General features: G+C 69.1%; 21 protein-coding genes and 1 riboswitch. Of the genes, 12 read left to right on the top strand and 9 right to left on the bottom strand.

Annotated features, from left to right (window positions below; all coding sequences use genetic code 11):
- Window positions 1-46 precede the first annotated feature (46 nt).
- Window positions 47-397: a hypothetical protein gene (locus F1544_RS12210; protein ID WP_167585719.1), complete on the bottom strand. Its 351-nt coding sequence runs from the start codon at window positions 395-397 to the stop codon at window positions 47-49.
- Between the two features lie 309 nt (window positions 398-706).
- Window positions 707-1,468 (bottom strand): helix-turn-helix transcriptional regulator, encoded by a 762-nt coding sequence (locus tag F1544_RS12205; RefSeq protein ID WP_167585717.1) that lies wholly within the window; start codon window positions 1,466-1,468, stop codon window positions 707-709.
- Between the two features lie 771 nt (window positions 1,469-2,239).
- Here F1544_RS12205 and F1544_RS12200 point away from each other — a divergent pair.
- From F1544_RS12200 to F1544_RS12185, 4 genes are all read left to right on the top strand, one after another.
- On the top strand, window positions 2,240-3,943 hold the full coding sequence (locus F1544_RS12200) for a glycoside hydrolase family 26 protein (protein WP_167585715.1): 1,704 nt from the start codon (window positions 2,240-2,242) through the stop codon (window positions 3,941-3,943).
- A gap of 95 nt (window positions 3,944-4,038) precedes the next feature.
- Window positions 4,039-5,967 carry a glycoside hydrolase family protein gene (locus F1544_RS12195; RefSeq protein ID WP_167585713.1) on the top strand — a complete coding sequence of 643 codons (1,929 nt, stop codon included), beginning with the start codon at window positions 4,039-4,041 and terminating at the stop codon, window positions 5,965-5,967.
- A 141-nt stretch (window positions 5,968-6,108) separates the two neighbouring features.
- Window positions 6,109-6,318, top strand: coding sequence for a hypothetical protein (locus F1544_RS12190; RefSeq protein WP_167585711.1), 210 nt, complete (start codon window positions 6,109-6,111; stop codon window positions 6,316-6,318).
- A 374-nt stretch (window positions 6,319-6,692) separates the two neighbouring features.
- Complete coding sequence (locus F1544_RS12185; RefSeq protein WP_167585709.1) at window positions 6,693-8,957, top strand: hypothetical protein; 2,265 nt, start codon at window positions 6,693-6,695, stop codon at window positions 8,955-8,957.
- 28 nt (window positions 8,958-8,985) lie between these two features.
- On the opposite strand, the gene F1544_RS23520 is transcribed toward F1544_RS12185, so the two are convergent.
- Entirely contained in the window at window positions 8,986-9,378 is a 393-nt protein-coding gene (locus tag F1544_RS23520) for a hypothetical protein (RefSeq protein ID WP_208971754.1), read from the bottom strand.
- Window positions 9,379-9,749: 371 nt separating this feature from the next.
- Between F1544_RS23520 and F1544_RS12175 the strand changes: the two genes are divergently transcribed.
- The 4 genes from F1544_RS12175 to F1544_RS12160 all read left to right on the top strand — a co-directional run bounded on the left by F1544_RS12175 (window position 9,750) and on the right by F1544_RS12160 (window position 11,944).
- Window positions 9,750-10,580: a ParA family protein gene (locus F1544_RS12175; RefSeq protein ID WP_167585707.1), complete on the top strand. Its 831-nt coding sequence runs from the start codon at window positions 9,750-9,752 to the stop codon at window positions 10,578-10,580.
- Window positions 10,581-10,604: 24 nt separating this feature from the next.
- A complete protein-coding gene (locus F1544_RS25390) occupies window positions 10,605-11,171 on the top strand; it encodes a hypothetical protein (protein WP_167585705.1) in 567 nt (188 codons plus the stop codon).
- 94 nt (window positions 11,172-11,265) lie between these two features.
- Complete coding sequence (locus F1544_RS12165; RefSeq protein ID WP_167585703.1) at window positions 11,266-11,556, top strand: hypothetical protein; 291 nt, start codon at window positions 11,266-11,268, stop codon at window positions 11,554-11,556.
- A gap of 145 nt (window positions 11,557-11,701) precedes the next feature.
- On the top strand, window positions 11,702-11,944 hold the full coding sequence (locus F1544_RS12160; protein WP_167585701.1) for a hypothetical protein: 243 nt from the start codon (window positions 11,702-11,704) through the stop codon (window positions 11,942-11,944).
- Window positions 11,945-12,228: 284 nt separating this feature from the next.
- On the opposite strand, the gene F1544_RS12155 is transcribed toward F1544_RS12160, so the two are convergent.
- The 6 genes from F1544_RS12155 to F1544_RS24445 form a co-directional block, all read right to left on the bottom strand.
- Window positions 12,229-13,320, bottom strand: coding sequence for a PDDEXK nuclease domain-containing protein (locus tag F1544_RS12155; protein ID WP_167585699.1), 1,092 nt, complete (start codon window positions 13,318-13,320; stop codon window positions 12,229-12,231).
- A gap of 591 nt (window positions 13,321-13,911) precedes the next feature.
- Window positions 13,912-15,828 carry a heavy metal translocating P-type ATPase gene (locus F1544_RS12150; protein WP_167585697.1) on the bottom strand — a complete coding sequence of 639 codons (1,917 nt, stop codon included), beginning with the start codon at window positions 15,826-15,828 and terminating at the stop codon, window positions 13,912-13,914.
- Window positions 15,825-16,235 carry an ArsR/SmtB family transcription factor gene (locus tag F1544_RS12145; RefSeq protein ID WP_208971753.1) on the bottom strand — a complete coding sequence of 137 codons (411 nt, stop codon included), beginning with the start codon at window positions 16,233-16,235 and terminating at the stop codon, window positions 15,825-15,827. The genes F1544_RS12150 and F1544_RS12145 overlap by 4 nt, the downstream gene beginning before the upstream one ends.
- Window positions 16,236-16,646: 411 nt before the next feature.
- A complete protein-coding gene (locus F1544_RS25385) occupies window positions 16,647-17,006 on the bottom strand; it encodes a C40 family peptidase (RefSeq protein ID WP_308470035.1) in 360 nt (119 codons plus the stop codon).
- 209 nt (window positions 17,007-17,215) lie between these two features.
- Window positions 17,216-17,372: riboswitch (cyclic di-AMP (ydaO/yuaA leader) on the bottom strand.
- 171 nt (window positions 17,373-17,543) lie between these two features.
- Window positions 17,544-18,746, bottom strand: coding sequence for an acyltransferase family protein (locus F1544_RS12135; RefSeq protein WP_167585691.1), 1,203 nt, complete (start codon window positions 18,744-18,746; stop codon window positions 17,544-17,546).
- Window positions 18,747-19,791: 1,045 nt separating this feature from the next.
- A complete protein-coding gene (locus F1544_RS24445) occupies window positions 19,792-20,178 on the bottom strand; it encodes a M15 family metallopeptidase (RefSeq protein WP_308470034.1) in 387 nt (128 codons plus the stop codon).
- Between the two features lie 25 nt (window positions 20,179-20,203).
- Here F1544_RS24445 and F1544_RS24440 point away from each other — a divergent pair, with 25 nt between their 5' ends.
- The 4 genes from F1544_RS24440 to F1544_RS12115 form a co-directional block, all read left to right on the top strand.
- Entirely contained in the window at window positions 20,204-20,569 is a 366-nt protein-coding gene (locus F1544_RS24440) for a hypothetical protein (RefSeq protein ID WP_244308458.1), read from the top strand.
- 90 nt (window positions 20,570-20,659) lie between these two features.
- Window positions 20,660-21,133, top strand: a complete 474-nt coding sequence (locus F1544_RS12125; protein WP_167585688.1) for a hypothetical protein — start codon at window positions 20,660-20,662, stop codon at window positions 21,131-21,133.
- A gap of 115 nt (window positions 21,134-21,248) precedes the next feature.
- The gene (locus F1544_RS12120) at window positions 21,249-21,965 is read left to right on the top strand and encodes a DUF305 domain-containing protein (protein WP_167585686.1); all 717 of its coding nucleotides are present in this window, start codon (window positions 21,249-21,251) and stop codon (window positions 21,963-21,965) included.
- Window positions 21,966-22,140: 175 nt separating this feature from the next.
- Window positions 22,141-24,031, top strand: a 1,891-nt coding sequence (locus F1544_RS12115) for a heavy metal translocating P-type ATPase (RefSeq protein ID WP_167585684.1), incomplete at its 3' end; no start/stop codon positions are given.

Genomic DNA, 24,031 nt, shown 5'->3' with positions numbered 1-24,031 from the left:
CACCAAGGACAGGCCGGCGAGGACCCCGACTGCCCAGGCAAAGCCGTCAGAGAGGGTCAAGGCCACCGACGCGGCGAGCCAGGACCGAGCCGAGCTCGGACTGGGCAGGCATGCTCTCCAAGATCAGCGGCATGTCCATGTACCGCTGCAGGAGGTAGGCGGTGATTTCGACCTCGCGCTCGACCTCATCGCTGACGTTGCACTTGTAGTGCACGCCCGACGGGGCGTCAGGCCCTGCCTGCACCGAGGTCGACAGGAGCTCGCGGGACCCAGGGTCGAGGATCAGGTGGGCCCACTCGTGGGCTTCGGCGTGCTTGGCTCGCTCCGAGCGGAGCGGGTCAGCAACCGTGATCACGATGCGGTCGGCGTGGGTCAGGCGGTCCACGCTGGCGGACACGCCAGCGGAGTACCCCCGAAGGTGCCCGTTCTCACCGTCGTGCACCACCCGGATGGGACGCCCCTCCTGCCGCTCCAGCAGCCGGATCAGACGGCGTCGCGAGATCCCCGGCCGTACCCCGAGCTGGTCCAGCCGGACGGCGCACCGGCGACGACGCTCCGCCGTGCTGGGCTCGTCGCCCACACACTCCCGCTCGTTACCTCTACCGACGCTCATCGCGAGGTATTGAAGCACCCAACGCCGACTCAGGTCACAACGGCGCCAAGGGTGATCACCGGTTGTAACGGGGCGTAGTGATTGAAGGTGGGACTACTCCCCTGAAGCTTGCTCCCTGTTCGCCCGTGTGGCCTGGTCGATCAGTGCGGTGACCATCCGGTAGTCGTGTGGAGTCAGGTTGCGGGCCCGCAGTGCGATCTGCGAGGCCTGCTCGTCCTCGAAGGCGCCGAGCATCTCCAACCGCTCGTTCACCGCGGCCAAGGTGTCGTCGTCGTCGAAGAAGTAGCCCGGACGCACGTCGAAGATCTCAGCCAGGCACTCCAGCTGCTGCTTGGACGGGTTGTCCTTCATTCCGCGCCGCAGGTCGTGGATGAAGCCCACCGACAGGGTGACTCCCCGAGCCTTGGCTGCCGCGCTGACCTGGCGCAGACTCCACGGAGCCCCGTCGGGGCGCAGACGCAAGCGGAACAGCGTCTCGATCCGGGCGGCGAGATCGACCGTCACCGGGGCGGAGTCTTGCTCCCCTGCGGACGGCAAGGTGGCCTCGTCATCAGGGCCCTCGGTGGCTGCTTCGCTCGTTGCCGGGTCCTCTGTGTCGGGGTCCCCAGCGGAAGGGCTTGCCGACGGGAGCTCGTGCGATCGGCTGTAAGCAACGGCCGGGTCGTCCTCGAAGAAGAAGCCGACACCTACGTCAAAGTAACTCGCGAGCAGTTGAAGCGTTCCTACGGTCGGATTTCTTTTTATGCCCGAGCGCAAGGCGTAGATGTAGGGCGCCGAGATGCTTTTCTGTCCGATGCCAGCGGCGATCCGGTCGGCGGTCGCAGGATTTCCGTCCGCGTCGCGGTGATTGCGCATCAGGTAATCCAGGGCGCGAGCAATAGGAGGCTGCTCCTCCGCTAGCTCACGTTTTCCCACTGGTTAGCCCCACCCGGTCCGCTGTCGTCGTCTGCCCACTTCGTTCGGATGGGCCCTCTCATCTTCGCAGGCAGGTTAGCGCGCGGCTCCACTTCCGGCAGAGACGCCATCAACGTCGGGCGCCCGATGTCGCGTCCCTCCCCGAGGTGTCGCGCCTTCCCGCGACCTGCACAGAGTATGGATTAGTCCTACAGAGTCAACGTGTCCCGCAACAAGTCACAGATGGTCTAGGAGCGTGGGACGCTGCGTGGTTTCATGGGTCACGCGACGCGCACTTTTATCCTGTGAGGAGACGCGGCGGATGCTGTGGCTGCCTTCCCTGGCTCCTCGCGCGGTGAGCGGCGCGAGATCACCAGCTCATCCCCGGCTGGGCCGACAACAGCTCCCCACGGCTCGTTCCGCGTGGGCTGCACGAGGTCCTCGTCTGGCAGCGCCCAGGCGTCGTGGTTGGCGCCCGTCCACCTCGCCTCCACGCCACAGCGGTCCCCCCTTCCACCAAGGAGAGCCCCCATGTCTACGCAAGGACGCCCACCGGCTGCCCGCAGCTTCGCGTTGGTGTTGGCCCTGACCGCCGGCGGCGCCGGTTTGCTCGCCGGCCCTGCCTACGCCGCACCATCTACGTCCACAGCCGCACCCACATCGCCCTCCACTCCGAGCGCTACGTCAGGCAGCTGGCTCGAGGTCACCTGGGGCGGCGGCGATGACTCCACCGTGGTCAAGACCGCCGGTGTCCCCGGTGGAGGCACCACGGTGTCGTTCCTCCAGAAGCCCCAGAGCCAGAACAAGAAGGCGGAGCCACGGAAGCTGACGCTGAGCGTCGACGGAGATGCCATCGCCGCCGAGACCGCCGCGCTCGAGGACGGAAGCATGGTCCCGGCCGCCGACTCCGACCTAGGCGCGAAGCAGTCCGAGGGCACGACCACCTTGACCGTCGAGGCCACCGACCAGGCGCAGACGCTCATCTTCCTGCCCGAGGACGCGCCCAAGGCCGCTGATCCTGACGACCAGGACGACGTTGACGGGTGGTGGTCGAAGCTGGTCGGCTGGATCACCGGCGATGACGATAGTGAGGATGCGGCGACCCCGGAGGACACCGCCGCCGGCTCAGGAACCTCCACCAGTACCCCCACCTCCACCAGCTCGCCGTCACCGACGTCGACTGACGACAACAGGGGGCAGGAGGAGGACGACCCGCGGCCGTCCTCGACGAGCACTCCGTCCCCCGCCTCGACCAGCACTCCGTCGAGGACCTCGACCGGTGGCGACGTGTGCGTGGTCACTCAGAGGCAGGACCAGCAGAGCATCGCCGAGGAGGGCGGAGGCCAGCAGTCCGAGGACTACGCCGTCAGCGACGGTCCGACCGCGGCGCCCACCTTCAGCGAGGAGACCCGGAAGAAGGCTGCGGCGGCTTCGGACTGCGGGGAAGGCGACGGCACGAAGACCGTCGCCGAGCCACAGCCCGGCGATCTCGTAACGGACGATTCACCGACTGCCGCTGAGGGTGTCACCCGCGCTGACGTCGCCGACGGGGACTGGCTCTCCGGCGCAGCCGGTGACCCCGACGGCATTGGGGACCTGCGTGGGGCGCCGGCCGAGATCGCCACGACGTGGGCCAACGGCGGCAGCACCGGCATCGACGTCCCCCAGCTCCAGGACGGCGGGGAGTACGGCGCGGACACGTGGAGCAAGTCGTTGATCGTGTCGGTCTCCCCGTTCGAGGACGGCGGGTCGTGGGCCAAGGCCGCGGCCGGCGACTACGACGCGAACTGGACCAGGCAGCTCACCAACATCAAGAACGGGTGGGGCGAGCGCAATGGCAGCCTGTTCATCAGCCTGGCGTGGGAGCTGAACGGCAACTGGTACCCCTGGGCCGTCACGGCCGAGCAGACCCAGGACTTCCGCGACGCCTGGACCCGCTACCGCGCCCTGCAGCGCAAGATCGTCCCCGACGCGCTGCTGACGCTGACCATGAACAAGGAGTCCAACGGCTACGACGGCGACAGCTCCGACCTGATCGTCGAGGGCACGCTGGACGCTTACGGCGTCGACTACTACAACCACTACCCCTACGCGGCCACCGAGGAAGCGTTCACCCCAGCCCTCGACGAGCGCGACGGTGGCGGCGGCCCGAAGGGGCTGGAAGCTCACCGCGAGACCGCGCAGGCGGCCGGGGTGCCGCTGGTGCTGCCGGAGTGGAACGGATCAGCCAAGAACGGCGACGCGCCCGGCTTCATCACCGGGATGCACTCCTTCTTCTCACAGCACGCCGGTTCCGGCGCCGGACAGGTGCTGGCTGAGTCCCTGTTCGAGATCGACAAGGACGACAACAACTGGGCCCTGCTGGGCGGCACGAAGATGCCCCAGTCCGCGAAGGCGTACGCGCGGGAGTTTAGCGACGTCGGGGACCAGTCGTGACCCGCGGACGCCCGGACGCCGGCGCCCGCGCACGGCTGCCGCACCAGCTCCGCCGCCGTGGCGGCGGCACCTCCCCTCTCTCGAAGGAGAGCACCATGCCCACTCGACGTCCCGCCGCGGCGGCCCGCAGCTTCGCGCTGGCGCTGGCTCTGACCGCCGGCGGCACGGGCCTGCTCGCCGGCCCCGCCCACGCCGCACCCACCCCGACGTCCACGTCCACCCCGAGCTCCACGTCTACCGCTACCTCCACGTCGCTTCCGTCTTCGACGGCTACGCCGTCGTCGCGCCCAACCTCGAGCGCATCGACGACCAGCGAGGACGCCGAGAGCCGCACGGCCGACCCCACGCTCGACGCCGACGCGCCGCAGGCCGCCGACCCCGACGACCAGAACGCCCTGGAGAAGGCCTGGGCGGCGATCAAAGACCTGGTCTCCGGCGACGATGACGAGTCCGACGACGAGTCTGATGAGGAGGATGCTGAGAACGACGGGGGGTCAGCGGGCGATGCCGACGCTGCCGGCGGCACCGATGAGGTGACCGGGTCTCTGCCCGGTAAGGCCGAGACGTGCGACAACCCCGCCCGCCTGAGCCAGACCGCCCGGCAGGCCAGGACCCTGGCCGCGACCGCCGCCCTGGACGCCGCCGCGGGGGGCGTCGAGTCGCACCAGGCGCTGCCGGCGGACTGCTTCACCGACTCCCTCGGTGTCGGCACCCACCTGACCTACGGCAACACCCCCTACGCCGACCAGGACATGGTCGCCAAGCGGCTACAGGAGCTGGGCTTCCGGCACCTGCGCGACGGGTGGGGCACCGGCTCCAGCCAGGTCAGCTCCTTCGTCGATGACGACCTGGCCCCGCTGGGCATCGGCATCACGATGGTGCAGGACCCCCGGCAGAACGCCGACCCCGAAGCACTCAAGGACATGATCAAGAAGGAGCTGCCGACCGCGATCGACGCGGTCGAAGGCCAGAACGAGAACGACCTCACCGGCGGAGACTGGGCGAGCGAGACCCGCGAGTGGACTCGACAGGTCGCCGAGGCCTACGACGGTGACCCGGCGACCAAGGACATCCCGATCCTCGCCCCGTCCTTGGCCGACACCAACACCACCGCCAAGTACGAGGCCCTGGGCGACCTCAGCGACTGGGTCGACTACGGGGTCGCGCACGACTACCCCGGCAACCAGTGGGTGATGAACGAGTCGATCACCGACACCGTGCTGAAGAACAACCGCATCACCGCGGGCGACGTGCCCGTGCAGGTGACCGAGACCGGCTACACCAACGGCTCTGCCGGCGGCGGCTACCCCGGCACCCCCGAGGCCCAGGTCACCGAGCAGCTGCCGAAGCTGTTCCTGGACCACTTCCGCCAGGGCATCGCCCGCACCTTCACCTACGAGCTGCTCGATGAGAAGAACGACGGCTCGTTCGAGGGGTCCTTCGGGCTCCTGAAGAGCGACGGCACCCCCAAGCCCTCCTTCGAGACGCTCAGGGAGCTGGTCACGTTGACCAGCGACCCCGGCAAGGGCGCCGGGGACGTCGAGGCGTCCCTGGCCTACCACCTCGATGGCGTCGACGAAGACACCCGCACTCTGCTGCTGGGCCGGCGCGACGGGTCGTTCGTGCTGGCGGTGTACCAGCAGGAACCGACCTGGGACGGGTCCAAGGTCCGCACCTTGGCCGCCCGGCAGATGACCCTCACCCTCGGCCAAGCCGCTGACGTGCGGGTCGACGACCTCGACGGCGACGACGAAGCAGTCACCAGCACACAGGACACGACCACGATGACCTTCAACGTCCAAGACGGAGTCAACGTGCTGACCATCACCCCCACCGGTGCCTCAACGTCCACCAACGCCCCCGAGACGGACGAGCCGACCGCATCGTCCAGCTCCACGCCCACGTTGACCTCGTCCAGCTCGACGCCAACGCTGTCGTCGTCGTCGTCGCCGACGCGGTCGCGGACGCCAGAACCGCTAGACACCGCCGGTCCGAAGGTCGACGACAGCGCTCAGCAGCGATGAGCAACGCTGGCCCACTCGCTGGTCGACGCTCACCAAGAGGTCGCAGCGACGACACACCGAGCCAGCATCCCCACTTTGTGCCCAATCTTCGGTTTGATCTCCGGTATGGCTCGGACTCGGGGTGTGAAAGCTCGTACAGGAGTGAGCGACGCTGTGCTTCTGCGGGTACGCCTTGCGCCTGCGAATGACGACAAGGTCCGTCAGGCCAGCGCGGCCCGTGCTGTCTCCATCGCTGCGCTGATGGACGATGCGGTCTCGCGCTTCATCTTCGACACCACCGGGCGACTGGTTGGTCTCGAGCCCCTGCCTTCTGAAGATCAGCAAGAGGAGCTGCACTTGAAGAGCGCCTAACGACGGAGAGCCCCCCGCTTGGCGGCGGGGGGCTCTCCATAAGTCTCGCGGATCGGTCCTCGGCGACCAACCTGTCCGGTCCGCTGTTCACAGGTCCCGCTCTCGCGGGTCCTGCCTTTCTCGTGCCCCTTGGCGGGAGGCTTGTGCCCAGAGTACGACAGTCCAGCGAGGTTCGACCACCCGATGCGCGACGTGTCGCACCGGGTCAGGTCGATTCCTCCCGCTCGCGCACCCTGCGTCGCGCACTGGACGACCAGCTGTTCACCTGCGGGCCCTGGCTGGCCATCGATGCGGCCAACGCTGCGGTGAAGGGGGTACGCCCGGCCACCCTGGGTCAGGCGCTGGTCCTGGTCGGTCAGGGGCGAGTGGCCAGCGTGGTCGGCACCCTGCGCAGCGAGGTGGTCGGTGTCGACATCGACTCCCCCACCTTCGCGGGCGAGATCCTGGACACCCTGGTCGCCTTCTGCTGCGCCCGTGGCCTGTGGCACCTGGTGCGCCCCTCTGGCGGCGCGGACGGTCGAGCGCACCTGCTGCTGGTGCCCGGTGTGCGCCGCGCCGAGCTCGAGGACCTCGTGCTGCGGCTGCGCCGGGAGCTGGGCCGCAAGGGCGACCCGGTCACGGGCCGGCGCGCAGCTCCCCTGGGCCGCCACCACGTCGATGTTCGTCAGCAGCTGCGCCCGCTGAGCGCTCCGCACCGCTGCAAGCCCACCCCCCCGCTGGACGAGGACGTCCTCGCGACCGCGCTGACGGACCTGAGCGACGTACTGCAGGCGCTCTCCCCCCGCATCCGCGAGGCCCGCGACGGCGACGGGGCCTGTCAGGTGGCGTCGCCGGCGAGGTCGCGGCGGTCCTCCCCCACGCCCGCACCGGCCGCGGCCGGCCTGATGGAGCCGCTGAGTCCGCTGCCTCGTCCTCGCCAGGACCTGCCTGCCGGGTGGGTCGCCTACCTGCATACGGGGAGGTCGGCGGCCGCCGAGGCGGGGCTGGACCGTGAGCCGGGCAGCCGTTCCACCATCGAGTACGACGCCACCCGGGCACTGGTCCTCGCGGGTTGGAGTGAGGACCAGGCGTGGCAGGCCATCGCCGCCGCTCACCGCAGCGCCTTCGTCAAGGCCCGCTCCAAGGGGCGCCAATGGTGGTGGCACGTCTGGAACGCCGCCGTCGCCGCTGCTGATGCTTGGCTGAGCGAGCACCGCGCGGTCGCCGCCGCACGCGGCACCAGTAGCACCGCCGTCGACGAGGCGGTGGGGGCGGCCATCGCGCGTGCCGACGCCGAGCTGGAGGGGGTCTGGCGGGCGTGGCCGGCGCAGTCGCGTCACACCCGCCGCGAGCTGTACCGGTACGTGCTGGAGCGGATGCGGCGGCGCGGGGCGACCGCGGTTCCGCTGCCCCAGCGCGATGTCCTGCTGGACGCGGCCATCGACTCCCGCAACACCGTCGCCACCGCCCGGGATGCCCTCATCGCCGCCGGGCTCCTGGAGGTCGTCTCCACCCACCAGCGCGGCAGCACCGACACCGCGGACACCTGGTGCCTGCCGCCACGGTTCAGCAGCCCCACGACCACACCCGACCCAGAGGATGCAGGTGGGGGTGTGGGGGGCTTTGAGCCAACTAGGGGTACACCCCCCCACCCGGCCGCCCGCCTCCCCCTCGCCCTACGCCGCAGCCTGGGTCTGCCGCGCGCTCACCTGTTGGAAGCTGTTCGTGCTCACCGGGGTCCAGTCACTCCTGCTGTCCTCGCTTACGCCGCGGGTATCACCACGTCTCCACGACCACCCTGTTCCGGTCTGGCAGCACCTGACGCAGCCTGGGAGGCGGCTCTTACCCGGGAGCAGGAGCGGACGATGCGTGGCCACCTGCAGGCGCTGGGCGCCCACCAGCTCGTCAGCGTCGACGCTGACGGCCGGTGGACCGCCACCGATCCCGCCTCCGTCATCCACGACGCTGCAGCCGATCAGGACGCCGGCGCGGCGCGGCTCGAGCACGTCGCGCTGGAGCAGCTTGGTCGAGACCGGCAGGACACGATCTGGCGGGCGGTGGCGAGTGAGCGGCGTGAGTACCGCGCCGCTGTGGACCCCACCGCGCGACGCCATCGTTGGGAAGCCCAACGCCAGCAGGTCCTCGCCCGCCAGGCCAAGGTTGACCTCGCCCGGCAGAAAGCGTGGTGGGACGGCCTGGACGACCACGCTCGTCGTGTGCAGACCACGGCCGGGGCCGCGGTCTTCGCGGCCCTCTCCCCCACCGAGCAGGCCCAACGCAAGCACCAGCTCGCAGTACGCCGTGCCCGGGCCGGGCTCGTCGAGCGCGACCGGCACACCGCCTGGTGGAACGGGCTGAGCAGCCAGGAACAGGACAAGCGCAGCGTCACCCGCGCCTGGGCCTACCAGCGCCTGCCCGAGGACACCCGAGCCAGCCTGGCCGGAGTCTGGAGTGAGCACCGCACCCGCTGGGACCTCCCCCAACCGCGGCGCGCACCGTCTTCGCTGGCCGCACCTGTCAGGCCCGATGTGATGGCGGATCTGGTCATCGACCTCACGGGACCGCCTGAGGGGGTGCAGGACTCGCTCCTAGACCTGCTCACTACCGCCACCGGTGGCCAGCCCGCTGGCCGTGAGCTCGTCGCGGGCAGCGCCCGGTGACGAGCCGCGAGGCGCCCAGCGTCGGTGCCTACGGCGCCGGATCCTGTGGTGCGGGGTCCTGCGGGACGCACTCGACGTGCACGAGGCAGGTGAGCCCCGCGATGAGCGGGACTTCGACGTACTCCTCGCCGTCCTGGACGCTCTCGCCGCACTCCTGACAGCGGCGCCCGCGTGGGCGCGGTGGCTGATCCTCGTGGCGCAGCTCAGCGAGGAAGTCCTCCAGCACCGGCGGCGGCCACCAGCCCTTGGGCCGGCCGTCGACGGGTGAGACGCCGATCGGAACGACGGTCACGCCCGCCATGCTCAGCCCGACCGCGAGGTCCTCGGGTAGGAGATCAGCCTCGTCCAGGCGCAGCAGTCGGCCGCGGTCGACCTCGTCGAGCTCGGCGAACCACGTCCGCACCGCGTCGGCCTGCCTCACCTGCATCGCTCCCCGCTTTGGTCGTCAGCCCTGGCCGACTTGGTCACCGGTCCAGTATTGCCAGGATGGCGCGACGGCTGTCACTGACGCTGCCTCCAGCATTCCTAGGTATGCCTGTTATGTCTGTAGTGACATGACTGCATTTAGTGCCCGTGCCACGGTCACTGCCGTTGCCCCTAGCGTCACTACGCACTGACCTCCTCCTCAGCAGTATTGCTGCCGGTAGGGCTATTCCTAGGAATGCTTGCGTCGACAGCTGTGCGAGCAGTGCCAACGCTTGTAGCCGTGACAGCGTCGCGGCAGTGTGTAGTATTGGCAGGATTAGTCCCAGCCATAGCGTTCCTAGGAACGCGCTTAGACCGAGGAGAGCTATGACTGCGATCATTGCGATCAGCAACCAGAAAGGCGGCGTGGGGAAGACCGCCACCACGCTGGGACTGGCGGCCGCCGCGCGAGCGGCTGGAGCTCGCGTGCTGGTCATCGACCTCGATCCGCAGGCTAACGCCACCGATGTACTGACCCTGCCGGACGTCGAACTGGGCGACGGCGCGTTCGGACTGCTAGCAGACCCCAAGCACGGGGGAGGGCAAGCGCTCAGCGAGGTCATCGTGGCCGGGGCGGGGGAGTGGGTTGGAGTGGACCTCGTCCCCGGTAGCCGCTCGATGGCCGAGGTCGACACCGACACCGGCGCCACCCAGCCCCTGCGGCTACGCAAGGCCCTCGGGCAGGGGCGCGACAGCCTCGCCCACTACGACGTCGTCCTCATGGACTGCCCGCCCAGCTTGGGGCGGGTGCTCCTCGCCGGCCTCGTCGCCGCGACGCACGTCGTCATCGTCACCGAACCCGCTGGACATGCCCTCCAAGGCGTTGGACGCCTCGAGGAGACGATGACCGAAGTCCGGGACGGCTTCGAGCAGAGCACCCCCCGACTGCTGGCCCTGCTCATCAACAGGGGTAAGCGCACCGCCGAGGCGGCCTTCCGCGAGCAGGAGCTCCGGGACAGCTACGGCCCCCTCGTCCTGGACGGCATCGTCCCCGAACGCACCGCCGTCGCAGACGCAGCCAGCGCGGGTCTACCGATCCACGCCATGAAGAGCCCCGGGGCATCCGCCGTCACCGTCGTCCTGGACGCCTTGTGGGCCCAGATCGACGCACGCCTGCGGGAAGCGGCCCCCACCCCCGCCGCCACTCCTTCCTCCTGACGACCCACCCTGGAGACAACAACCATGGCTACCCCGTCCCGCCGCGCCGCCATCAGCCGCCCGCACCCCGCCAAGGCCGCCGCCGACGCCGCGAAGGCCGCTGTTGCTGAGCAAGACGCCTCTGCCAAGGCCCCCAGCACCACCCCCCCTACGGCCACCGCCGCACAAGCCCCAGCACCGTCGCTGCCAGAGCTGGCCGCCGGCCAGCTGCAGGCCACGGGGGACCACGACACCGCGGCGCCAGCAAGCCGTCCCACTGAGGCGGGGGAGAAGCCCAGCAATGACCCCGCTCACACCGCCGCCGGTCAGGACACCGACGGCCCGGAGTCCTCGTCCCCCAGCTCCGCGGGCACCACGCCCCGACTGGTCAGCGGGCGCGTCTCCTTCGCAGGCAGGGCCACGACCGTGTACTTCGGATCGCCCGAAGAGCGCGACCGCGTCAAGGCCGCCTTCCGTGCCCGCGGAGGCGCGGACGGCTACGGCTCCGAGACCGACTGGTACCGCGACCTCATCCTGCTGGCCACCGAGACGTGGGAACGCGAGCACAACAACGGCCAGCCCTTCCAGCTACGTCGCCGCGCCCGCCGCTGAGTGGCTCGCAGCCCATCGAGGCGGCCATCTGGCGGGCTGCGCAGCATTCCTAGGGACGCGAGGAGTGATACGGGTACGCGGAGTGCAATCGACGATGGCCGGTGACCGGGACGAGCGGTCTGATCTGAAGGAGCTCATGAACTTCCGCGGCGCCAGCGCCACCATCCGCCCTGTCCTGCAGCACGTCGCGGCTCAGGGCTACACCGTCACCCTCGCCGCCAGGTCCTCGCACTGGCGCGTCCAGGACGCCGCTGGCGCCTTCCGCTGCGCACTGCCTCACACCCCGTCCTCGCGCTCCGCCGCGGCCCGCGCCAACTCCGTCCTGCGCCGGGCCGGCATCGAGCCCATGCCGTCGACCAAGACCAAGCCGAAGCACGCCCGGTAGCCGGGCAGTAGGGGAGGGGCCGGTCGGGCGGTGCCTTCCCCACACCACTCGACCGACCCGAGGTGATCGTACGCGTGTTCGAGGCGTGGGCCTCTGTACCCGGGCAGCCGTTGACGCCCGGACGGCCCTCACGCACTGTGGCGCCATGAGCGAGGACACCGTCGCGCGGTGCGTCAGCCCCACACCGTGCTGGGTCTGCGGGTCCCCCATCGAGGTCGGGGAGGTGATGATCGTCCACGCCGATCCCCCGGCGGTCGAGCACGTCGAGTGCTGCGAGGACGACCAAGCCTTGGCGGCGGCCGAGCGTCTGAGCGACACCGACGAAGGGCTGTGGCAGCCCGTCATGCTCGACCCCGGCCCTGGGGTCCTACCGCGAGCCGTGAACTGACTAGAGCGGTGAGACGAACAGCTCCCCACGCAGGGTGCGCTCGATGAGCGCCCCGGCGTGCGCGCGGGCCTTGAGCTCGACGCCGACGCGCTCGAGAGCTCGGCGGTGCTGGGCCACGAGGGTGTCGTCGGTGGACTTCGATGCCTGGCGTCGTCCGTCGGCGCTGCCACTGCGTCTGGTCGGGTGTGCCGCGCCGCACTCACGTGGTCTTCGAGCACACGATCACCTGCACACCAGGTAAGAGCGGTAGCTCGGGGCTGTCTGTAGCCGCCCCGTTGGGCTGCTCAGTCGTCCTGCTCGGCACCAGCTGTGTCTGACCCCGGTGGGTGGGTGCGCGGTTCGTGGAGGGCGTCGGTGAGCACGGCGGTCAGTGCGGCGACGTCAGGTAGGCCGGCTCGCTGTTCGGGCGGCAGGGTGTCGTAGGTGGCCACGGCCATTGGTGCGGCGGCGCTGGAGAGGGCGTAGCGCACCAGGGTCTCGTTGCGTCCGGCGACCAGGAGGATGCCGATGGTGGGGGAGTGCTGGGCGTGTCGGAGCTTGTCGTCGACCAGGGCGACGTAGGTGCCCAGCTGTCCCAGGAAGGCGGGCTCGAAGCGGCCGATCTTCAGCTCGACTACGACGTAGCGCAGTTGCTCGAGGTGGAAGAGCAGGAGGTCGACGATAAGCTCGTCACCGTCGACGTCGAAGCGGATTTGGCGTCCGACGAAGGCCATGCCGTGGCCGAAGGCGGTCAGGGTGGCTTGCAGGCGGTCCATCAGACCCGTTTCCAAAGCCTTCTCGCTGGCCCGGTCGGTGGCGGTCAGGTGGTCGAAGACGTAGGGGTCGCGGGTCAGCTGCTGGGCGAGGTCGGAGTCGGTGGGGGGCAGGTGGGTGGTGAAGTTGGACGGTGCGGCGCCGGTGCGGGCGTGCAGCCGGGTCCTGAGGTGGTGTTCCAGGACGTTGCGTGACCAGCCGTGCTCGACGGCTTGGGTCGCGTACCAGTCGCGGGTGGCTGGTTCGTCGAGGCGGTCCAGCAGGGCGCGGACGTGACCCCAGGGAAGTGCTGCCACAGGCTGTGGCAGAAAGTCCGCGCCGGGCCAGGCCGAGGCTAGGGCTCGCATGTAGTGCAGGTTGCGCACCGAGAAGCCCCGCTGGTCGGGGAACGCCTCACGCAGGTCGTGGGCGAGGCGGTCGATGACCTTCGCGCCCCAGCCGGCCCGGTCCTGGCGGGTGAGGATGTCGTGGCCGATGGAGTGGTAGAGCCGCAACAGCTCGGTGTTCGCGGCGCGGGCGGCGCGCAGGCGGGAGGTGGCGACGCGGGTCTTCAGCTGCTCCAGGAGCTCGGTGTAGCCCGCAGGCAGTGCTGGGTCGACGTCTCGTGCAGACACGGGCGACATCCTGCCGTCTCGGCCGGGGCGTGACGCCTGGGCCGTCGTCGTCCCTCGACCAGCCGCAGCACGGGCGAGCAGATGCGGGTCAGTCATCAGCGCACGTCGTCATCATGTCCGTTCTCAGCTGACCTGTCCCGGCGCCGCCCTTGACCTGCGGTGGGACAAGTCGCACGAGACGGGTCGGGTGCCTGCTTGTCTCATCCAACTTGTCCTCGTCGAAGATCGCGAGGACCTGCCGGGGGAGTGCAGGAAGTCAGGCCAGCGCGCACCGCGGTGCGACCCTGAAGTCAGGGGCGTGCGCTGTTGTGCCCTCGATCTGTGCTGGAGGCGGCCCGAAACTGGTTTCGGCCCGATTAGGTTTCGGGGCAGACTCTCGGTCCGTCTCAAGACGGCGTGTCGCACACCAGGGCAGGCCGTCATCGAGCGTCCCGAGCACGAGTGTTTTCAGAACGCCTTCAGCCTTGCCAGAACAACCTCGGAGCTCCGTCACCCCCTCCGACCTAGGCCCGGCCAGCCGGCGGTGACCTCACGCGATCCACGGTACGGCTGGGTATTCAGCGCAGATTGTGGGGCCTGGCACTGGCATAGCCCACTCTTCTACTTGGTCCAGGCACTCCGACGTAGAAGACGCAGCCCGTTCAGGGCGACGACCACGGTCGAGCCTTCATGTCCGGCGACGGCCAACGGCAGCGGCAGGTGGCCGGCGAGGTCCCAGGTGACCAGCACGACAATGAAGACCGCGGCGATGACGAGGTTGGTCACCACGGTGCGGTGGGCTCGGCGGGACAGGGCCACCAGACGGGGGACAGCATCGATCTCGTCACGCACGATGACCGCGTTGGCCGTGTCCAAGGCCAGGTCTGAGCCGTGCCGACCCATGGCCACCCCGGTCGCGGCCGTGGCCAGCGCCGGGGCGTCGTTCACGCCGTCACCGACGAGCAGGACCCGCTCGCCTGCATCCTGCAGCTCGGTGATGATGCGGGTCTTGTCCTGCGGCAGCAGTCGGGCGTGGACGGCCCCGATCCCGGTGCGGGACGCAATGTTCTGCGCGGTCACCTCGTCATCGCCGGTGAGCAGGTGCACCTTCTTACCGGTCAGCTGCGCGGCCGCGGCCACCGCGGACGGCGACGATGGACGCAACCGGTCCACCAGCGTGATCGTCCCGACGAGGTCGTCGTCGAGGTGCACGGCGACGAGGGTTCCGACTTCGGCGTCGCCGTCGGGTCGGGTAGCCCGCTCCACGCGGATGCGGTGACCGTCGACCGATGCGACGACACCGCGCCCGGGCAGTGACTGGAAGTCTTGTGCCGGCGGGACCGTCAGATCCCGCTCGCGGGCCGCGCGCATGACCGCCCGACCCAGGGGGTGTTCGCTGAACTGCTCGGCCGCGGCCGCGGTGCGCAGGACCTGGTCCTCGCTCAGCCGGCCCGTGACGCTCACGCGGGTGACCTCGGGGCTGCCTTCGGTGAGGGTGCCTGTCTTGTCGAAGGCGAACACCGTGGTGTGCCCGATCACCTCCATGACGGTGGCCGACTTCACCAGGACACCGTGGCGGCCGGCGTTGGCCATGGCCGAGAGCAGCGGCGGCATGGTCGCCAGCACCACCGCGCACGGCGAAGCGACGATCATGAAGGTGATCGCCCGGAGCAGGGCGGCGTCGAAGGGGGTTCCGAAGGCCATCGGGACCGCCAGGACGAGCAGGGTCGCGGCGACGACGCCGAGGGAGTAGCGCTGCTCGACGCGCTCGATGAACAGCTGGGTCTTGGCCTTGGTGGCGCTGGCCTGCTCGACCATCGCCACGACGCGGGCGATGACCGACTGGCTGGCCTCGCGCTCCACTCGCACCCGCAGAGCGCCGGTGCCGTTCGCGGTGCCGGAGAGCACTTCGTCACCTGGCCCGCGCGGTACGGGGACGGACTCACCGGTGATGGCCTGCTGGTCGACCTCGGAGAGGCCGTCGAGCACGGTGCCGTCGGTGCCGATGCGCTCACCAGGGCGGACCAGGACGAGGTCACCCACCACCAGATCGGCCACGTCGACGACCTCTTCCGCCCCACGGGCGGGGTCGAGGCGGGTGGCCTGCTCGGGGGTGAGGGTCAGTAGTGAGCTGACCGAGTCGGCGGTTCGCTGGGTGATGACCGCCTCGATGGCACCGGAGGTGGCGAAGATGACGATGAGCAGTGCCCCGTCGAGGATCTGACCGATGGCGGCGGCAGCAATCGCGGCCAGGACCATGAGCAGGTCGACGTCGAACGTCTTCTCCCGCAGAGCCTGCAATCCGGCCCAACCCGGCTCCCAGCCTCCGGCGGCGTAACAGGCCAGGTAGGCGGCCCAGTACGCCCAGGTCGGGGCGCCGGCCAGTTGAAGCGCGCCACCGATGAGGAACAGCGCCAGCGCCAGACCGGCCCAGCGGACCTCCGTGAGCCGGGCACCGGTGCGGAAGATCGACGGCGGGCGGGGCAGGACGCGCCCGGCTCGCTCGAGATCCGGGTGCGGGGTGAGCGTGCTGGTCATCGGGCGGGGCACTTCCCGTTCGAGGCTCGGTCTTCGGTGCGGTGAGTGCTGTGGGTGTGCGTGTGGGCGGAGGCCCCAGGGGCGACACCGGCGCGCTCGTGCGCGGTGCGGGGTTCCAGGGCGTGCTCGGCTTGGGAGACGGCCTCGGCGACGAGGTTGCGGGCGTGCTCGTCGGTGAGCCGGTAGAAGACGCGGTTGCCTTCCTGGCGGGTCGTCACCATCCGACCCCAGCGCAGCTTGCTGAGGTGCTGCGACACCGCCGTCGGGCTCTTGTCCACGATGTCGGCCAGGTGGTTGACCGAGAGCTCCTCATCGCGCAGGGCCAGGACGATGCGGATGCGGGTGGGATCCGAGAGCAGGGAGAAGACCTCCGCGGCGACCTCGACGTACTGGCTGTCGACTCCCAACGTGCATCTCTTCGCATCTTCGTTCATGAGTAGATAGTTATGCCTTGGATCCTCGCGGTCAAATGATCTTCGGTGCACCACTCGCAGATCTGCATGAGCGCGACCGTGCGGCCGGGAGGCCGTCATGACGACGGCCCACCGACAAGCTCACCAGCAGGGAGTGAACGTTGGTCCTTAGCGGGGTTCAGCGACACACCACCGCCATCGGCTGCCTCGTCCCGCACCTCTTCGGGGCACTGGGTCTTGGCGAAGACTCTGCAGGTGAGGTGAGACAGCAGTCGCCTTGTCAGGTGATGAAGAAGGGGTGGCTCGGCACCACAGCTGGTGTCAAAGCCACCCCTTCTGCACTGACCCGACCGACCGCGATGAGGCTCGCTTGTCGTAGAGCAGCGCGGCGATCAGTGGCGGTGGTCAGCCGATGGCGCGGTGGTAGACGACCGCGGCGCTCCAGATCTTGCGCTTGCTGACGCTCTTGCCAGCGCGGGGGGAGTCGTACATGTAGCCATCTCCGGCGTAGATGCCGTTGTGGTAGGCCCGTCCGCTGCTGGAGAGGAAGAAGACCAGGTCGCCGGGGCGTGCCTCGGCGGGGGAGACCCGGGGGGTGGCGAGCATCTGGGCGTTGGCCGTGCGCGGTAGCGCGACGCCGAGCTGGCGGAACACGAAGCCGGTGTAGCCGGAGCAGTCGAAGCCGGCGGGGGTGGTGCCACCCCAGACGTAGGGCACACCGACGTACTGGTCGGCGATCGCCAAGACGGGGGCATCGACTGCCACGACATCGACTGCCACGACATCGACTGCCACGGCGGCGGCTGCGAGGGTCGCTCGCGGGCGGGAGTGGGCTTCTGCGGGAACGGCGAGGCTCAGGCTGAGACCACCGGCGATCACGACAGTGGCGCCCCAGCGCAGCGCTACCTTGCTCGCACTTCGCGCAGGGCTGGACGTGCTGGAGCCGGAGTTGGGCATGGCGAAGGACATGAGAAGTGACCTCTCATCGCCTACGAGGTGAGCTGTCGGGTTCGGATGGAAGGTGCACCCGGCTCACGTGTGAGCTTGACCCCAAGGACGCGTCGTAGCGCCCGAAAAAGTGGTTCCCCCGCCCTCTGCCACCCGTGCTCAGGGTCCCGGCTGCTGTGGCAGAGGCTCGGCGTCAGCAACAGACACTTCCGACCCGTGCCGGGAAGTGAAGGTGACACTACCCATGGTCACAGCTGACACCAAGCCTCTACGAGGGCCGGCTCGTCGCGTCGTGGTCCGGTTGGGCACGCCAGCCGCGGCCTGAGGGGTTGGTGGACCGCGTGGACGTGCTCATCACCACATCAGCGCCAGTGCGACGCCACCGCCGACTGCGGTGGTCGCCGCGCCTAGGAGTAGGCCGTTGCGGGTCGAGCGCAGTCGTGGAGAGAGACGGCACGGCCGCTCGATCAAGACCATCGTGGCTACTGCAGGTAGGGCCGCGAGCAGCTCCACCGCCAGTCGCAGCGACCAGGTATGCACCCCCAGGCCTTCAGCGGCCATGACGAACGGGACGTGCCACAGGTACCAGACGTAGGACAGACGACCGAGGTAGCGCACCGGGGAAGTCGAGAGCAGGCGGGCGACAGCAGTGGTGGGACCGTTGACCCCTCCCGCAACGATGATCAGGGCGGTGGCCACCGTGGCCAGCGTGGCCGTCACCGACAGTCCCCAGCGAGAAGACCACAAGGGTGACGCGAGGAGCAGGGCTGCTCCCGAGGTGGCCAGCACCCAGGCGGTGTGGGCCTGAAGGTGACGTTGGAGCCAGCGGATCAGGTGCGGCCCACTCAGGGCCAAGAAGGCTCCGGTGCCCAGCTGCCAGGCACGGGTAGGGCCGGCGAAGAAGGCGGCCTGGAAGGCCAGTTGTGACAGCACAGCGTGTAGTGCCCAGGAGGCCAGACAGATGACCACGATCGTCACTACCAGCGCCTGGCGCACGTCCTTACCGCGACGGCGGGCATGGGCGGCGACCAGGAGCACCGTCAAGGGCCACACCAGGTAGAACTGCTCCTCCACCGCCAGCGACCAGTAGTGGCGCAGTGGGCTGTCGGCGATCTGCGGGGCCAGGGTGGAGGTGTCGAAGCTGAGGAACCACCAGTTGGCGACCTGCAGCACGCTGGCCAGGCCGTCGCGGGCGATGGCCTGCGTGCGCTCTTCAGGCAAGACGACTGCGCACACCAGCAAGGTCACCACGAGCACGAACGTGGCGCTGGGCAGGATGCGCCGGGCCCGGCGGGCGTAGAAGTCAGTTAGTGACAGGGTTCCGGTGCGCTCCACTTCTTTGACCAGCAAACCGGTGATTAGAAATCCGGAGATGACGAAGAAGACGTCTACTCCGATGTATCCACCGTCAAAGAACGGCACCTGGGCGTTAAAAAGCAGCACTAGGCCGATGGCGACCGCGCGCAATCCCTCGATGTCACCGCGGAATCCGGCGCTGGGTTTTGCCAGGCCGGTGTCTGTGCGGAGGTGGGCTGGGGTGGGTTTCGATTGAGTCATATCGTCTCCTCGACACCTGAGAAGGCTCGCCACAATCGTCAGACGCGATCGGGGTCGTTGCATGCCCGGTCACGGTCTTCGGTCGCCGACTGAATGCGAGATTCAAGATGTCACGTGGTTAATGTGAAAGTTGATTTAAGAGCCACGAAGATGCGTGAATGCTCGTGGCGTCGTTACCGAGCGCACGAGCGCAGCTGTCGACCTCGGCGTCGAAGGGCGTCAGGGGCGTCCAGCGTCCGCAAGTGCGTGTAGGCGAACAGATCAGCTCGCTGACGCCATGGTGGGCGCCCGCCGCGCAGCGGCTCGAAGTGAGCGCGCTCAGACGCGACTAGTAGGCACGCGAGGGCGCAGTGGCGCCGGTCCGCATCTTCGCCAAGAAGCTTAGAGGCTAGGGCGCCGACGGTGCGGAGTGCCCCGTGGTGATGGCGCAGCGGATCTTTGTCTCACCCAGTCGATGAGGCATGTCGTCGCTTCTTCATGGCGCGTGCGAGTCGCCGACGCTGGGAAGCGTCAGCAATCAGAGGCGGTGCACACACAAGACGATGTGTCGCCGCGTGGTCGCATGGGTGCGGAAGCCAGTTACAGGGCCGGGAAGTGCAGCCCACATCCGACGATGGCGCCCGGATCGACGGCGTAAGAGTGCCGAGAAATAGTTGAGGCGGCGCTGACGTCGTGTGTTGATCAGCTGCTGTAGGCCGCGGAGCAAGCGCGCACGGGATGAGGTGACTTCTTCGTGAGCGCCGGGGACGGTGCTGGCCCCGTGCGGGGAGTGGGGGACGACGGCTACGGAGTGAGTAGCCAGGCCGCCGTGAGCGGTCAGCGGTGCAGCGTGGTGGGCTGCGCCGGTGAAGAGGAACACCAGCACCAGCAGCCAGCCGGTGGGAGACCACGCAGCGGTGTTGCCTGTGAGGGGACCCACCGAGCGGGTGGATCGGCTCGAGTGCACCGCCATCCCCGGAGGCTAACGCCTCGGCCCAGCTGAGCTCAGGTGTCCTCACCCGATAAGCCCACCACCTTCAACATCTCACGACACGGCCCGCACGAGTCAGGTGGTGAAGGTCCAATGCCAGGGCTCACGGGGGACGTTTTCGCTGAAGCCGTAGTCCTTGGCGTGGGCGCGCATCCACGTCAGTGCCTTGGTGTTGAGGTCCAGGTCGAGGCTCAACCCCCACCCGTGCTCGCTGGTGCCGGGCTTGGCGGCCAAGCCGCCTTGGGAGTACAGCCCCTTGCGCTGGGCCAGGTCGACTTGCTGTTCGTAGGGGCGGTAGGAGTCCGTCGCCTCGATCGTGACCCCGTCGCGGGCCGCGGCCGCGCGCAGCGTCTGGTAGGCCTGCGCGGCTGGGGCCCACATCGTGTGCGAGCCCTGTCCGATGCTGCTCAGCGCAGCAGCGGGGATCTCCCCGTTGCCGTACTTCGCCAGCTCTAGCGGCACCCCGGCCGCGGTACGCAGGCCCTTGGTGATCGTCGCGGTGCTCGCCGTGCCAGTCAGCGACGACCCGGTCAGCGCCGTGCCGGTCAGTGAAGCGCTGGTGCTGGTGGCGATGCTCTGGGACAACGTCGAGGCGAACGTCAGCCCCGAGGTGGCGCTGGTCGTGCTCGTGCGGGGTGCGGCTGCGGTGGAGCTCCCGGTCGAGGTCACGACGGTGGCCCGCTGGGTGGGGGTCGGCTGGAAAGAGGCGATGAGGGCCTGGATCTCCGCGATGCGGGACATGGCTCCGCTGATGCCGTCCACCATGCGTACCTGCCCTCGACTCGACCGACGATCGGTGGCAGGTCTCTCGACCGATCCGGTTGACACCTTGAACGTGAGCTGTGCGCCGTGAGACCGGTGACGAGCAGTACGGGGGGCGGCCGGGGCTGCGCTCGACGCTTGGCGCCCTGGCGGGATACCCCCAAGGGGTTAACCTGGGTACATGCGATGGACCGCCGGCCTGCTGATCAGGCGGTCCATGTCGTTGCGTCTGCTGCTCGTCGCGGCTTTGGCGGTAGGCCTGTCGGCGATGCACGTCCTCGCGGGCGGGTCCGGGCAGCAGCAGGCGCAAGCCCGCGGGCACCTGAACGCCCCCGTCGTGGCGGGTACCCCCAGTGCGCACGGGGCCATGGCGGTCGATGCTTCGACGGTCGATGCGTCACAGACCTTGGTCTCACCGACGTGGGCCTCGCAGGTCAGCGACCACGTGCATCACCCCTCGGTCGACTGTGTGCTTTTCCTCAGCGCCGGCGTAGCCATGCTGGGAGTCCTGCTCGCTTGGGTGGCCGCCCGGGCGCTACGCCCGTCGTCCTGGCCGGCTGATCCCTGGCTGGCGACGGTAATGGTCAGCACGCCGTGGCGTGGACCGCCGCCGTGGCGCTGGCCTCGCATCCGCCTCTGCGTGATTCGGGTTTAGACCGACGCTCGTGCGTCTCGGACGGCTGCTGTCCGAGCGCTACCTCGTCGTGACTTGCATCCCGTTGACTCACCAAGGAGCTATGCCTGACATGCGCACCACTACTCGCCCGACCATGAGCTCGCCCACCCGTAGCGCCACCCGGATCGGCGCCTTCGGCGCTGCCGCCGGCCTGTCCCTGCTTCTGGCCGCCTGCGGCGGCAGTGACACCGGTTCGAGGGACATGTCCTCGATGTCTTCCTCGGGGTCCTCCTCGACGTCGTCGAGTCCCGCTACCAGTGCCACGAGCGCGGCAGTGGATGCCGCGCACAACGACCAGGACGTGATGTTCGCGCAGCAGATGATCGTGCATCACCAGAGCGCGGTCGAGATGGCCAAGATGGCCGCCACCAAGGCTTCCAGTCAGGAGGTCAAGACCCTGGCCGCGAGCATCGAGTCCGCTCAGGCACCTGAGATCGAGGAGATGACGTCGTGGCTCACCGCCTGGGGCGAGCCCGTCAGTGCTGACTCCTCGATGGGGGGCATGGACCACTCCTCCAGTGACCCCGCGATGACCAGCTCGTCCATGTCCAGCTCAGCCATGGGTGGTTCCTCGATGCCCGGGATGATGAGCGAGGAGCAGATGACTCAGCTGAACAGCGCCACCGGTGCTGACTTCGACCGGATGTTCCTGCAGATGATGACCGAGCACCACAAGGGTGCGGTGACGATGGCTCAGACCGAGCAGCAGCAGGGCCAGAACATCCAGGCCAAGGAACTGGCCGACTCCATCGTGACGAGCCAGAGCGCCGAGATCGACCAGATGAACCAGATGCTCACCGCCATGGGCTGAGCAGTCATCAAGAGCCGATGAGGACCGACTGGTGGGTGGCGCAGGCCGTCACCCACCAGTCGGTGTCAGCAGACTCACGCGTGACCTGCTCAGCGGGAGCGACCCCGAGGCGTCAGCTCCTCACCGCCGAGCGGGCATCCCTTGCGTTATTACCCCTGGGGGGTATTGTGCGGTCATGACTACTCGAGACGACGGCCTGCGGCAGGCGACACGCCCGTCTGCGGTAGATCCGGTGTGCGGCATGACGGTGGACCCTGCGACGACGGTCGCGGCCGAACACGACGGGCAGACCCACCACTTCTGCTCCGACGGCTGCCGGGCCGCCTTCCTCAAGGACCCGGACCGCTACGCCAGCGCGGCCCTGGCCGGTGAATCAGCCGTCACCCACGGCAGCGCTCACCAGCGCGACCACAACAGCCACGACCACAGCCAGCACGAGCACCACCACGGTCACGGCGGTGGTTCGGGAGCTGACGTGCACGCCGGCCCGGGTGAGGCTGTGGAGTACACCTGCCCGATGCACCCGGAGGTGCGTCAGGAGGGTCCGGGCAGCTGCCCGATCTGCGGGATGGGCCTGGAGCCGGTCGTCATCACCGCGCAGACCGGTCCCAGCCACGAGCTGGTCGACATGCGCCGCCGCTTCTGGATCGGGCTGGTCCTGGCGTTGCCGGTTCTGCTGCTGGAGATGGGCCGGCACCTGTTCATGGCCGTGCACGACGCGGTTCCGGCGGAGGTCTCGACGTGGATTCAGTTCGCGTTGGCGACCCCGGTGGTGCTGTGGGCGGGGTGGCCGTTCTTCGTCCGCGGCTGGGCGTCGCTGCGTACCCGCAACCTGAACATGTTCACCCTGATCGCGATGGGCACCGGGGTGGCGTGGGTGTTCAGCACTGTGGCCACCTTCGCGCCGGGGATCTTCCCTGACGCCTTCCGTGACGAGAGCGGCACCGTCGATGTCTACTTCGAGGCCGCCGCCGTCATCACCGTGCTGGTGCTGCTGGGTCAGGTGCTGGAGCTGCGGGCCCGCGAGCAGACCTCCGGCGCCATCCGCGCCCTGCTGGACCTGACCCCGAAGACCGCCCGCCGCCTCGACGAAAACGGCGAGGAGCGTGAGGTTTCCCTCGAAGACGTCCAGCTCGGCGACCGGCTGCGGGTGCGTCCCGGGGAGAAGGTCCCCGTCGACGGCACCGTGGTCGAGGGCCGCTCTTCCGTCGATGAGTCCCTGGTGACGGGTGAGTCGTTGCCGACCACCAAGACCACGGGGGATCGGGTGCTCGGTGGCACCATCAACTCCTCCGGCTCGCTGGTCATCACCGCCGACGCGGTGGGCCGCGACACGATGCTCTCGCGCATCGTGGCCATGGTCGCCGATGCACAGCGCTCCCGGGCCCCGATCCAGCGCACCGCTGACCGGGTCGCGGCCATCTTCGTGCCCGTGGTGATCAGCGTCGCCGTACTGGCGTTCATCGTCTGGGCCACCGTCGGCCCCGACCCGCGCCTGGCGCACGCGCTCATCGTGGCCGTCGCCGTGCTGATCATCGCCTGCCCGTGCGCGCTCGGCCTGGCCACCCCGATGTCGATCATGGTCGGGGTCGGTCGCGGCGCCCGGTCGGGTGTGTTGATCAAGAACGCCGAGGCGCTCGAGCGTCTGGAGAAGGTCGACACCCTCGTGGTGGACAAGACCGGAACGCTCACCGAGGGCCGGCCCTCCCTCGACCGGATCGTCGTCGTCTCTGGTGCCTCCGCGGAGGAGGAGACGGAGGTGCTGCGCCTGGCGGCTGCGGTGGAGCGCGGCTCCGAGCACCCTCTGGGTGAGGCGATCGTGCGGGCCGCGCAGGAGCGAGGCCTGTCGGTGCCGGCGGTGCAGGACTTCGAGGCTCCGGCTGGGCGTGGGGTCAGTGGTGTCGTGGACGGCCGGCGGGTGGCCATCGGCAGCGCGGGACTGCTGTCCTCCCTCGGCATCGACTCCAGCGCCGGGCAGGAGCAGGCGGACGCGGTGCGCTCCACCGGTGCCATCGCGGTCCTGGTCGCCGTCGACGAGCAGGTGGTGGCCGTGCTGGCCATCGCCG

The organism is Kineococcus rubinsiae, from assembly GCF_011839805.1.
GTDB classification, from domain to species: domain Bacteria; phylum Actinomycetota; class Actinomycetes; order Actinomycetales; family Kineococcaceae; genus Kineococcus; species Kineococcus rubinsiae.
The sequence above is the reverse complement of the archived record's forward strand: the minus strand, read 5'-3'. Positions and strand labels throughout refer to the sequence as shown.

What these genes read in the sequence shown, in the direction of transcription:
- F1544_RS12205 (WP_167585717.1), bottom strand. Translation starts at nt 1,468, where the DNA reads ATGCGCAATCACCGCGACGCGGACGGAAATCCTGCGACCGCCGACCGG.
- F1544_RS12195 (WP_167585713.1), top strand. Translation starts at nt 4,039, where the DNA reads ATGCCCACTCGACGTCCCGCCGCGGCGGCCCGCAGCTTCGCGCTGGCG.
- F1544_RS12175 (WP_167585707.1), top strand. Translation starts at nt 9,750, where the DNA reads ATGACTGCGATCATTGCGATCAGCAACCAGAAAGGCGGCGTGGGGAAG.
- F1544_RS25390 (WP_167585705.1), top strand. Translation starts at nt 10,605, where the DNA reads ATGGCTACCCCGTCCCGCCGCGCCGCCATCAGCCGCCCGCACCCCGCC.
- F1544_RS12165 (WP_167585703.1), top strand. Translation starts at nt 11,266, where the DNA reads ATGGCCGGTGACCGGGACGAGCGGTCTGATCTGAAGGAGCTCATGAAC.
- F1544_RS12160 (WP_167585701.1), top strand. Translation starts at nt 11,702, where the DNA reads ATGAGCGAGGACACCGTCGCGCGGTGCGTCAGCCCCACACCGTGCTGG.
- F1544_RS12155 (WP_167585699.1), bottom strand. Translation starts at nt 13,320, where the DNA reads ATGTCGCCCGTGTCTGCACGAGACGTCGACCCAGCACTGCCTGCGGGC.
- F1544_RS12150 (WP_167585697.1), bottom strand. Translation starts at nt 15,828, where the DNA reads ATGACCAGCACGCTCACCCCGCACCCGGATCTCGAGCGAGCCGGGCGC.
- F1544_RS12135 (WP_167585691.1), bottom strand. Translation starts at nt 18,746, where the DNA reads ATGACTCAATCGAAACCCACCCCAGCCCACCTCCGCACAGACACCGGC.
- F1544_RS12125 (WP_167585688.1), top strand. Translation starts at nt 20,660, where the DNA reads ATGCGATGGACCGCCGGCCTGCTGATCAGGCGGTCCATGTCGTTGCGT.
- F1544_RS12120 (WP_167585686.1), top strand. Translation starts at nt 21,249, where the DNA reads ATGAGCTCGCCCACCCGTAGCGCCACCCGGATCGGCGCCTTCGGCGCT.